This is a genomic window from Paenibacillus agri (genome assembly GCF_013359945.1).
In the GTDB taxonomy this organism is placed as follows: Bacteria; Bacillota; Bacilli; order Paenibacillales; family Paenibacillaceae; genus Paenibacillus_AQ; species Paenibacillus_AQ agri.
The window spans coordinates 49,773-61,997 of record NZ_JABWCS010000202.1; the positions used below are offsets into that span (position 1 = coordinate 49,773).

Annotated in this window: 4 protein-coding genes; all 4 read right to left on the reverse strand. The window is 41.5% G+C overall.

What is annotated here, in order from left to right; genetic code table 11:
- Positions 1 to 19: 19 nt before the first annotated feature.
- On the reverse strand, positions 20 to 8,230 hold the full coding sequence (locus HPT30_RS09445) for a non-ribosomal peptide synthetase (protein WP_175371150.1): 8,211 nt from the start codon (positions 8,228 to 8,230) through the stop codon (positions 20 to 22).
- A gap of 134 nt (positions 8,231 to 8,364) precedes the next feature.
- The gene (locus HPT30_RS09450; protein ID WP_175371151.1) at positions 8,365 to 9,591 is read right to left on the reverse strand and encodes an MFS transporter; all 1,227 of its coding nucleotides are present in this window, start codon (positions 9,589 to 9,591) and stop codon (positions 8,365 to 8,367) included.
- Between the two features lie 14 nt (positions 9,592 to 9,605).
- Positions 9,606 to 10,400, reverse strand: a complete 795-nt coding sequence (locus tag HPT30_RS09455) for a thioesterase II family protein (RefSeq protein ID WP_175371152.1) — start codon at positions 10,398 to 10,400, stop codon at positions 9,606 to 9,608.
- A 14-nt stretch (positions 10,401 to 10,414) separates the two neighbouring features.
- The gene (locus tag HPT30_RS09460; protein ID WP_175371153.1) at positions 10,415 to 12,217 is read right to left on the reverse strand and encodes a condensation domain-containing protein; all 1,803 of its coding nucleotides are present in this window, start codon (positions 12,215 to 12,217) and stop codon (positions 10,415 to 10,417) included.
- Positions 12,218 to 12,225: the final 8 nt, after the last annotated feature.

Below are 12,225 nucleotides of genomic sequence, written 5' to 3' on the forward strand. Positions count from 1 at the left end.
TCAGTTATAACACATTCAGCTATACCAGGCTGTGCTCCATTTCATCCTCCAGCAGAATACTTTCGATATTATCTGCAAGAGTTTCTATGGTTGGGAACAGAAAAATTTCTTTTAGTCCAAGATTTAAATACAATAACCTATTTATTTCAGCGATAATCTGAAACCCCAGTAAGGAGTTACCCCCTATATCAAAAAAGTTATCGTTAACACCAATATTCTCCACTTTAAGCACCTTGCTGAATACGTTAAAAAGCAGCATCTGAACTTCCGTTGTCGGCTGAATTGTCGTTTGCAGCGAAGGGAGTCTCCCTCCAAACACCAACGAACGATAATCAATTTTGCCGGACCGGGTGCGAGGCATTTCGTAAATGAGATCGATCCCGATAGGAATCATATATTGCGGCAGGGTCTTTAGCAGGTGCTCTCTCATCTCCTTAAAAGATATACTATTCTCAGATGATGGAATATAAAAGGCTACAATCTGCTCATTGTCGTCGTCCTTTTTTTGTGTTTTAACCGCTGCCAGTTGAACACCAGGCATCTGGGACAATGTTTGCTCAATTTCATCCAGCTCCACCCGGTATCCTCTAACTTTTATCTGTCTATCCTTGCGCCCTCCAAATTCAATATATCCTGTAGGCAGATATCTGCCATAATCGCCAGTCTTGTAAAGCATATATCTGTCCCCACTGCCAGGCTCCTTTTGAAAAACCTGGTCCGTAGTTTCTTTTTCACCGAGATAGCCAAGAGAGAGATACGGCGTTCTTATGCAGATTTCCCCCAATTCCCCTACTCCGCACATTTTGTTGCTCTTGTTGAGTATCAAAAGTTGAGTATCGCGAATTCCCTTACCAACCGGAATAACATTTTTTCCTGTGAGGACTGATTCATCCACCTCCAAGAAACTTCGGACTTGCGGGGCCTCCGTAGCGCCGTAAAAATTCACAGCTTTTGCTTGGGGTGCAATTTCGGTAAAGCTGACAACATGACTTCGCCGCAGCGATTCCCCAGTAAAACATACTAATCTTAATTGATCCAGCACATGACTCCGGTTCTCCCAACTGATACTCAGAATCTCCGCCAGACTTGGGGGGGTATGTGCAATTATAGTAACCTGACTGTCATACATCCAATTTCCGATCTTGGCCGGCTTGTCCAATAAATTAGCTGTTGGAATAAACAGCTCAGCGTTGGCACATAAAGGGACAAAGATATCCCTAATCAGTGGATCGTGGGAAACCCCCGCCAAATTGGCAAACCGATCATTTTCCTGCACTTCAAAATAATCAATAAACCATTCGAGCGATTGAAATACGGATGCATGCGATGAAACAACGGCCTTGGGAACCCCTGAAGAACCCGATGTAAAGCAAATATACATAGGCATATCCGGATTAACGGCGGAAGGGATTTCTGAAACGTTATTCTCCGGCATAACGGCATAAGGCACATTAACACTGCAATCCAATATGAAAAGTTCGCCAGGATCTGCAGACAATGACTGAATGAGATCATTTGGATCTTCTCTGATAATATGAACCAAGCGAGTGCATTTTAATACCTCTAAAAGCATCCGGACTCTTTCGCAAGTATAGCCTGCATCAATAATAGAAAAGCAGCAACCCAGCTTCAGAATAGCTAGAATAGTGATAATCAGCTCTGGATTACGTTCGGCAAAAATCGGAATGATATCCCCTTTTTTAAACCCAGCCTCAGCGAGGCGCTTCATCCGACTGCTTGAACGCACATCAAGATCTAGATAATGAAGCCTTTCCGTTCCATAGCAGATCGCAGCTTTGTAAGGATTTCTCTCCGCATTACACTTGAACCTGTCAAGAACTGTACCAGAGGGTCTGTATTCCAGCCTTTCAAGGCTATTGGGAAGAGCTGAATCATGGCTGGAAATCAATTGCGGATCAATGATCGTTCTACCGGGAGATACTGCAAACTCGGCAAGCAGACTCTCAAAATCTCTCAGTAGAAGCTCCATTCTTTCTTTCTTAAACAAGCCGGAATCATAAACCAAATCCAACTTCAATCTGGAGTCCGCTTCCAAAGCATATAAGGTAAGATCGAACTTCGATCCCGGGAGTGCATCCCAGTAAATGTCTGCATGAAGTGAACCTAAGTCCAATTTTTCTATTTTATTGTCCAACCAGTTAAACATCATCTGAAAAATAGGTGTCTGATCCACACGTCTTTCTTTTTTGGTGAAATCAAGAATATATTCAAACGGGATGTAGCCTAAACGATACATTTGCAGAGAACGGTTTCGAACCTGACTCAATAGCTCATCAAAGCTCATATCATCCCTAATGTCAGTGACATTCACAAGATTATTTACGAAAAAGCCCATTATATTCTCGAATTCGCTACCTTCTCTATTGGTCATTGGTGATCCGGTAACGATCTTCTCCTGAGCGGTCATGCGGTAGATCAATGCATGGAATACTGCCAGTACGGTCATGTTCAAACTGGCTCCATGTCTCTTGGCAACTCCACGTATAGCTTCGATGGTTCCAGGCTCAATTTCTAGGCTTGTCCGTTTTGCCTTGAATTGCTTCTGTTCCGTCCTTGCATAATCCGAAGGAAGCAACGTGCTGGATGGAAGATCTTCGAGTATCGCGCTAAGCTCTTCCATATCGTTTTTAAATTCGGAAGACACCATTCTCTCCTTCTCAAATTGCACAAAATCCAGATAATTATATTGAAGTTCGGGCAGTGAATATTCTGTTTTGGTTACAATGGACTCGTAGATCAGAGAGAATTCCTTGAGATAGATTTCAAAGGACCAGCCATCGGAAATGATATGATGCATGGTAATCAGTAAAATATGATTTTTTTTAAGAATGGAAAGTAATTGGTGTCTGATCAAAGAATCCGTCTCCAGGTTGAATGGTTTCTGAATTTCCTCTGCTACAAGAAGTTCTGCTTCTTCTGTTGTTCTTAAGTGCACCACCGGAAGCTGACAAACCCTTGAAGATCGGACTCGTTGAGTCACCTTTCCCTCCTCTGCTTGGAAATTGGTACGTAATGATTGGTGTCTGGAGAGGAGGACATTAATAGTTTCTTCTAATACCTTAACATTTAATCTACCTTTAAACTCCAGCTTAATCGGCATGTTGAATATACGTTGGTCCGGATTCAGCTGGTCAAATAGCCAAAGTCTTTGTTGGGAAAAAGAAAGTTCACCATGGTCGGCCCCTGCCGGTTTCCTTTTTCCAGCATAGGGCAGCAGGTGCCGGTTGGCTGAGTGATTAACAATAGCTTCACTAATTCCTAGAATGGTAGAATTCTTATAAACCTCTGCTAGACCCATCTTAATTTCAAACTTTTGATTTAATCGGGCAACCAGCTTATAAAGCAGCAAAGAATGTCCGCCCAAGGCGAAAAAGTCATCACTTATCTCTACTTTTGCCACATCCAAAATATCCTGACAGATTTCACACACTATTAACTCAGTGGAAGTGTACGTATGCTCCAGTCTTTTTTTCAAATCGTTATGACCAAAATTCATTTCCGGAAGCCGCTTTCGGTCCACCTTACCATTTACATTCAACGGAAGCTTCTCAAGCTGCATGAACGCTAGCGGCACCATATATTCCGGAAGACGTTCATGAAGTGATCTTTGAACGTAATATTCGCTGACCCCCTCAGCCGTACTGCTTGTATAATAAGCCAGCAACCGTGTATCTCTTACAATAACCGCAGAACTGGCTATCCCAGGTACAGCTGATAAGACCTTTTCTATTTCTTTCAATTCAATGCGGAATCCTCTGATTTTAACTTGGTCATCTGCTCTCCCAATGTATTCAATGCTACCGTCTCTTCGATAACGTGCCTTGTCACCTGTTTTGTACATTATCTTTCCAGGGGCAAAAGGACTGTTCACAAAGACTTCCTCTGTTAAATCCGCTCTATTTAAATACCCCAAGGCAAGACCATCCCCTCCAACATAGAGGTCTCCTACAATGCCTTCCGGGAGAGGAATCCTGTTTTCATCTAGAATATAACAATAAGTATTGGCAATCGGATAACCTATAGGGAAGGTATCCTCATCTGTATTCCATTCTTTACTAGAAAAAGTACAGGTAAAGGTTGTATTCTCCGTTGGACCGTAGCAATTAATGATCTCCTGTGCTGAATTCGCCTGCACTGCCCTTCTGACATGCTCTTCAGAGATTTTCTCACCACCGGTAAAAATAAAGGGAACACCTTCCAGAGCTGATACATCCTCATCGACAATACTATTAAATAACCCTGTGGTCAGCCAGCAGTGTGTAACACGTTTTTCTTTAACAATATTCCGAAACTCTTCAGGGTCAGGGATTCTATCCGGATAAAGCGCCAGCTTCCAACCATTCAACAGCGGTGCCCAAATCTCAAAAGTCGCGGCATCAAAAGACATTGAAGCCATATGAAGAAAGGTATTATCCTCCGTCAGTGGAATATAGTTGGTGTGAAGTACTAGTCTTGCAATTGCCCGATTTGGGACCATAATGGCCTTAGGCTGGCCAGTCGAACCTGATGTGTACAGAACGTAGGCTTCGTCTCTTCCCCATTCCCCCTCAATCAACGGCGCCGCAAACTCATTGGTATCGACAAGATAACGTATGCTATCCATATTTACGGTTAGGACCGACACTCCAAATTTCCTGATAGTTGAACAAGAATGTTCATCAACAATCGCCAGCCGGCACCGGGTATCCTGAATCATGAAATGCATACGTTCGTCCGGGTATCTATAATCAATAGGAACATAAGAAGCTCCGGATTTCAGTATAGCGAGAACCGCAATTATTTGTTCCATGGAACGATCCATACTTATCGCAACTCTGTCGCCTCTGCAAACCCCTTGTGCGGACAATTCAAAAGACAGTGCATCAGAATAAACATCCAACTGGGCATAAGTAAGTGTATCGTTAGCAAATAGCAAGGCCGTTTTATTATGATGTGCCGCTGCCACTTCACGAAAGATCGATGCTACGGACTTGTCCTGTGGATACTCAGACTTGAACCCGGAGTAAGTTTCCAACATCTGATGTTGTTTTCTTTCATCAAGCAAGGAGGTAGCCGATATCTTTGCGGAAGGAGCTGATAAAATAGTTTCGATTAAATAAATAAATCTGTCTATCATCGTCTCCACCGTATTTTCACTGAAGATATCAGTGGCATACTCCAATTCAAGACGCAGCATATCTTCATCAAAAGAAGTAAACATTGAAAGATCAAACTTGGCAGTTCCTGAGTTCATAGATTTATTGCCAATCATTCTGCAAACCGTATCTCGGAAATCAAGCTTCAAATTAGAAAAATCCTGATGACTGAAAACTATTTGAAAAATAGGGTTATATGCAGTACTTCGACTCTTCCCTCCAATTCTTACGACATCGTCAAACGCAATATGCGCATGCTTAAAAACAAGTTTTGTCTTCGCCTGAACCTCTTGGATAAACTCGGAATAACTAAGATTTCCGACTACCTGATTTCTTATGACCACCGTATTTGAGAAAAATCCAACAATATTCTGAAACTCATTTTCAACCCTGTTTAGAAAAGGGGTACCGATGCATTGATCCTCCATACCTGTATATTTGGCTAGCATAATATTAAATGCCGCAAGCAAGACACAATGAACAGTCACTTCTTCTAACATCGCAAATTCTTTGATTTTCCGGCTCAATTCCTTATCTAAACGGCGTTCGATCCATGAGCCTTTAAAGGATTCTTGGCTTGGCCGTTTTGAATCTAAAGGCAGACTATATTGCTCTGAAAGATCTTTAAGTTCGTTTTCCCAGAATTCCTGGCTTTTTTCCAGTTGTGATTCTTTTTTCAGCGAATTTTCGTAGTACACATAATTTTTGAAGGAAAGCACCTGTCCTTCATCCCTTAATTCAATTCCCTGGGTATACGCGTTATAGAGCTCCGAGATTTCCTGCAGCAGCAGCCCTAGGCTCCAGCCGTCGCAAATAATATGATGAATAACCAGTGTGAAAATGCTGCGATCCGGTGTTACTCTCAACAAGCTTGTCCGGAAAAGTCCCCCCTTCTGCAAATCAAACGGCTTAGCAGCTGTGGTCATGATCTCCTCTTGAGCTAGATGCTCAGCCTCGTTAGGCAGCAGATGTGACCAATCTCGGACGTTAAGAGTGTCTTCTATATCAGAAACATAAAATAAAGAAGCCTGTTCTCCATCCATCCTAAAGCCTGCTCTTAATACTTCGTGTCTTTTTATGAGTCGCTCTATGCTCTTTTTTAGTATGTGCACATCAACCGGTCCGCTAATTTCAAACCCTACAGGAATATTGTATACGCCCTCTGTCAGGAAACCCATTCTTTCAAGAAAAAGCAATCGTTCCTGAGCACTGCTTAAGCAGTTTGACTCCAGCAGCACAGGTGGGACCTGAATTTTAGAACATGCTTCTACACACTCAGCAAAACTATAAAGCACAGGATTTTCAAAAAGGGTCTGGACTAAGATATCAAGTCCTTTTTCCTTACGAATTTTGCCTATAATGACGGCGGCATGCAGCGAGTTTCCTCCAAGACTAAAGAAATTGCTGTCGCTTTTAATGAAAGGAACATCCATGATATCCTTCCATAAATTAGCAATATAGGAATGAGTATCTGGAAGTGAAAGATTGTCAACGTTATGGCTATCATCAAATATGAAGTTAAACGGATTTGGAAGATTATTTTTATCTATTTTACCGTTTGGTGTCAGCGGAAAAGAGTCTAATAGCACGAAACATGCGGGAAGCATAAAATTAGGCAATGATTCAGCCAGTTCTTTCCGATATGCCTTTTCTGAAGCATCTTTAGGATCTTGAGGAACGATATAAGCTATGATTGATTTTTCGTTTTTCAAATCCTCTACAGCCTTTACTACACAGAGCTGAACATTGCTGCACTGCGATAATCTCATCTCTACTTCTCCAGGTTCTATCCGGTATCCCCGTATTTTTACCTGACTGTCCTCTCGTCCAAAAAATTCAATCTGTCCGTTTGGGGTGTAGCGGACAATATCACCGGTTTTATAAAGCCGGCTATTCCCGTCAGTGGAGAAGGGATCGTTAATAAATGCCTGCCTCGTCAAATGCTCTTTATTAACGTAGCCCTTAGCAACACCTAAACCACCTGTATACAATTCTCCCTTAACCCCAATAGGAACCGGTTGCAGATGTTCATCAAGGATGTAAGTCGTGGTACCGGGTATGGGCCTTCCGATAGGGATTGAATAATCAAAGCTTGATAAATTGGTCTGATTGACGATCTGAATGGTTGTTACAACAGAATTTTCGGTGGGACCATAGCAATTGTATACTGTTATATTCGGATACAATTCAAACAGTCTTATCAGCAGGCTTTTGGAAATCACATCTCCGCCAGTCCAAACTTTGGAGACTGTATTAAAGGATTCGGGAAAGTGAGCAATCAGCTGGTGAAAAAGTGGTGTTGTTATAAAGGACGCAGATACCTTCTTTATATTCATTAAAGCTGACATTTCTTCCAGTGAGGGTAATTTATCCGGAAGAACAATAAGGCGAGCTCCGTTCAAAAGCGCGCTCCAGATTTCCAGCACACTTGCGTCAAAGGCAACCGAAGCTGAGAACATAGATACATCTTCATCAGAAATAGGATACAAATCATTATTATATACTAATCGAACAATTCCTTTATCAGCGATTTCGACTCCTTTAGGCATTCCTGTAGTTCCTGAAGTATAAATAATATAGGCTGAGCTTTCAGGAGTTCTAGGTCCTGCATTTGCAGGCACAACCTCATTTTCGCTTCCTTCTTTTAATTCAGGCGTATAGCAGAGGAACTCGAATTTGTCGGCACCTGGGATTTCACTATTGTCTTTTATAATCAAAGACAATCCTGAATCTCTAATCATATATTGCAAACGATCTTCGGGATATGCCGGGTCAAGCGGCACGTAGGTTGCATTCGCTTTTAAAATAGCCAGCTGTGAAATGACCAGCAAGGGGGATCTTTTAATAAATACGCCGACAATGTTGCCTTCGGTTATTCCTCTTGTCGCAAGTTGCCTGGCGATGTCATCGGACAGTCTGTCTACTTCTTGGTATGTATATTGTTGTTCATAACTGTCTATAGCCACTTTATGCGGAAATTCCTTCACACGCATAGAAAAAATATCCGTTATACTCTTATCAATATAATGAATGCCGCCACTGCCGCTGAATTCATTTAAAAGAACATTCATCATATTGGATTCTCTCTGGCTCATGGAATTAACCCAACCTCATTTCCATTATTTTATATTTATTCCTATTTATTATTAATATATGATTAAAGTTTAAAAACCCCTTAATGCGCCAAGGCACATTAAGGGCATATTGTTTAGGCTACAAGATGCTTGCTCTCACTCTTTGAAGAGGATATTAAAGATATAGTAGTAAGGTAAGCGACAAATCCAATAACCATCCCTATCGCCAGCGTTAAGTACCCAAATTGTGCTGGAAAAGAATCCATAATATTACCGATCACAAATGAGAAAATAATTTGCATGATTGTAGACAATGATAGCCAGACCGACATTGATCTACCAAAATGCTCTTTAGCAGTAAATTCCATCAGGACTGAACTTAGCGTAATTTTGAGGAATGTGTTGCTCAGACCCAGCAGGAAGTACAATAAATAAAGCCCCAGGATAAATGTATTGAAGAATAATAAAAGTAGTACGATAGAAGCTGTTGTAAATAATGCGACTACCATCTTCTGACGTTTTACCTTTTTCAAGACCTCGCCGACAATCAAGCCTGATAAAAATGCCCCGATTCCATACGTCATATCTGAAATTCCCAAGGCAACAGTCGTTCCATGCAGATGATCTTTGATATAACCCGGCAGCGCCACATTAGTAGATACAGCAATTACAGAAGGCACCATTGAAAGAATACCAAGAACAAATAGAACTTTATTAGCCTTCAAATACCGAAATCCGTTGGCAAATTGAGTAAAGAATCCAGATGCCCTGTCTGTTACAGTTAGTGCTTTATATTTAATGTTAAGAAGAAGTATAGCTCCCAGGAGGTAGGTGCTCACATCAATTAAAAGAATTCCTGAAAGACCTAACCATTTGTAGATAAAGCCGCTGGCCCCCCCTGCCAGAAAGGTTCCGATTTGCAGGCTAATTTCAAGCGCCGAATTACCCTCGACAATATCTTTCTGCTCAAGAAGTTCATGAACCAGGCTTCTGGAAGCAGGCATGTATAGTCCCCAGCCAAAGCCGCTGACAATGGCAATCATAAAGAGCATTATCATATTATCCTTGTCCAGATACAAAAGGCCGGCAATTAACAGAATAAGCAGACCCCGAAACAAATTGGAGAACAACAGAATATTTTTTCTGTTATAGCGATCAGCCAGTGTACCTGCAAAAATGAATGCGACTAAACCAGCAAATAAATTAAGTCCCATAAAGGTACCCACATTTGAATTTTTCGAAGTTTGATCGATAATGTACCAGTTAATGCCGATAAAACTCATTCCTGTGCCTAAGCCAGAGATAATATCTGCCAAGAAATAGTTGGTGAAATTACGATTACGTTTTAATAAATTCAACATTTTCAGATAGCTCCTCAATAAATATTTTGTAATCTGTTTCCCGTATATGCTTTAAAGGATTGCGAAAATAACCGGAATACATCACTTTTAAGATAGGTTTGCTCTGTACCCTTCAATAGATTATGGCCTGCTTCATAGATTAGCATTTCATACTCACCTCTAGTTTTATATCGCCACAGACTCATTTCATTTAGATTCAGCGTTTTATCCTGATTTCCAAGAAAAATAGAAAGATTGGCAAGGATTATGGCAGTTTCGGATTTGGATTTATATGAATCCAAAAGTTCAAGATCTTTTCGAACGACAGGTAAAAAAGACTCTCGGAATTCCGGGTTTTGAAAAAAGCTGCCTTGCTCATAATCCAGACTGATCAAATATTGTATCAATTTCTCATCACTGTATGTATGTTTCCCTCGTCGATGTGCATTGAAATTATTTTTAAGATGTAGAGGAGAACAGTTCGCTATTCCTACCCAGCACACCATTGAATCCTTTACTGCTTCCAAGGTTCGGGCAATTTCGAACGCCATGAGTCCTCCCATACTTTGGCCGAAAAGGCCGACGGGCAACATATCAGCATCCTCGTGTATGAATGAGGATATTTCCTGAAGATGCTCTTCCAGCGTAGTGTCATTAAAGTCAAACGGATAGATACGGTTAGGCAACTCGATGGCTTGTATATCAAATATTGAAGTTTCAGGAATCCCCCTCCGCCAACTCTGAAAATTCAATGAAGATCCTCCGGCATGGGAGAACAAATACAGTTTAGCTTTGGGTTGTTGTACCTTATTTAGCTTAATGCATTTCATTATTATTCCTCCTGCTAGGACAATACGGAAGGTCGCACGTTACCCAATTGAGATGCGAAAGCCGCAACCGTAATATCCCCGGATAGAATATCCTGCGGAATCTCACATTGGAACGCTTCTCCAATCCAATTTAGCAACTGAACCAGTTTTAATGAATTAAAGCCCAGATCGTATAGATCTTCCAGCGGAGAGGAGATTGCAATCCCCATCTTATTTTGGATAAGGCTCATTAATTCCTGCTCAACTAAACTATTGATATCGTCCCGGACGAAGCTTGAGTCATCATTGATATCATCCATGAGCTTATACTGTACGCTTGCCTTATTGCTGATAACAGGTTCGCACAAATCATGAAAGGCAATATCCCAGTTGCTTTCTTGCACAGCCAGTTCACTAAGAATTCCTGTTAGGCTTTCCGACATATCCTTAATTAAGCCGTCAGGATATAAACCTGAAGCATGATTCCAATAACACCAAAAGGAACCATCCGGATTTTCTCCCATGCCTGGGTGTAATTGAAGTTGCGGTAAGGACAGCTGTTGGAAGGCGATCTCGGATGTAATCTCTCCAATCTCGCTGTTATCCGGAAATGCTTCCATTTTTGTCTTATGCTCAAACAATAGGGTAAGCATCACCGGGCATTGGGAATGGGAGCCGGACTTCCGCATCCGATGCAAATCTCTTAATACCAGATGTCCCGGATAGAAACGGTTTTGCATCGCTTCAATCAGCTGATCGCGGCCCTTTAAGCAATAATCAGTAAAGGTTGCCTCTTCAAAATCAAAAGGAAAAGGAACCATTTGAACAAAGCATCCCAGAATATCCTCAGCCTGCTCATGCATATCGAAGCGGTTAAAACTGATAAGCCCCATTAAAAAGTCCCGCGATTTAGCAAAATTACGCAAAACATAAGCGAACGCAACAGTAGCAACGATTGACGGGGTTATGCTCTTCCGGTTGGCAAAGGACTTAATTTTCCCCCAATCCGCTGCAGATAGCTTAGAGAGAAATGCATCTTTTGGCGTTTGGGTGCCAGGCCGGACTTTGCTGATGGTCGGCAACTGAAGAGGCTGTGGAAATTTTGGAAGCTTTGTCTCCCAATAGGCCTTGGATTTCTGAAAAAACACCGATTTATATGCATCGTTGGAAGCTTTCACGTAATCCCTAAAGGAAAATTTTAATTCCGGGAACTCCTTATTGGGATCTTTCAGAATCTCAAAAAATTCATTGGTTATTACAAGCCGGCTTGGAAAATCGTAGATGAACAAATCCATCCTCCAGCACAAAACCAGTGTATCTTCTGGAAGAATAAGAACAACCAAGTCAAACAACGGCCATTGATTGACGTTTCCTGGTTTAAATACAAGGAATTTATGTTCTTCTTGTACAAGCTTCTCTATTTCAAGCGGAGAGTGTTGCCGTAAATCCTTTCTGACCGCATGAAATGGAGGAACCTCCCGCAAAACCTGTTGCTCCTTACTATTGACCATTTGTATGCGAAGTGCGTCGTGGCGCGCAATCAGCTTTTGAAATGCATTATCTATTCGGTCTATGAATTCAACGTCCGCATTCTGGAATACAAAAGATTGGTAGCAGTTAGATCCGGCGGTCATGTCAAAATATCCTGATCTCCCCAGTAGATGAACCTGTTGGCTGCTGCACAGTTCAAATGGTTCAAACCTGCTGTCAGGATCTAAAGAAATGTCCAGAAAAGGATCCTCCACAACATCCTTGTGCTGCAATAGTTGTTCTTCTCCTTTGCGGAGCAAAAGTTTGGCAAGCTTCAATTTATCCGAGGCTGACATAGTAGTATTCACAATTTAAT

Excerpts from the sequence above, each read along its gene's own strand:
- HPT30_RS09445 (WP_175371150.1), bottom strand. The coding sequence starts at position 8,230 with ATGATGAATGTTCTTTTAAATGAATTCAGCGGCAGTGGCGGCATTCAT.
- HPT30_RS09450 (WP_175371151.1), bottom strand. The coding sequence starts at position 9,591 with ATGTTGAATTTATTAAAACGTAATCGTAATTTCACCAACTATTTCTTG.
- HPT30_RS09455 (WP_175371152.1), bottom strand. The coding sequence starts at position 10,400 with ATGAAATGCATTAAGCTAAATAAGGTACAACAACCCAAAGCTAAACTG.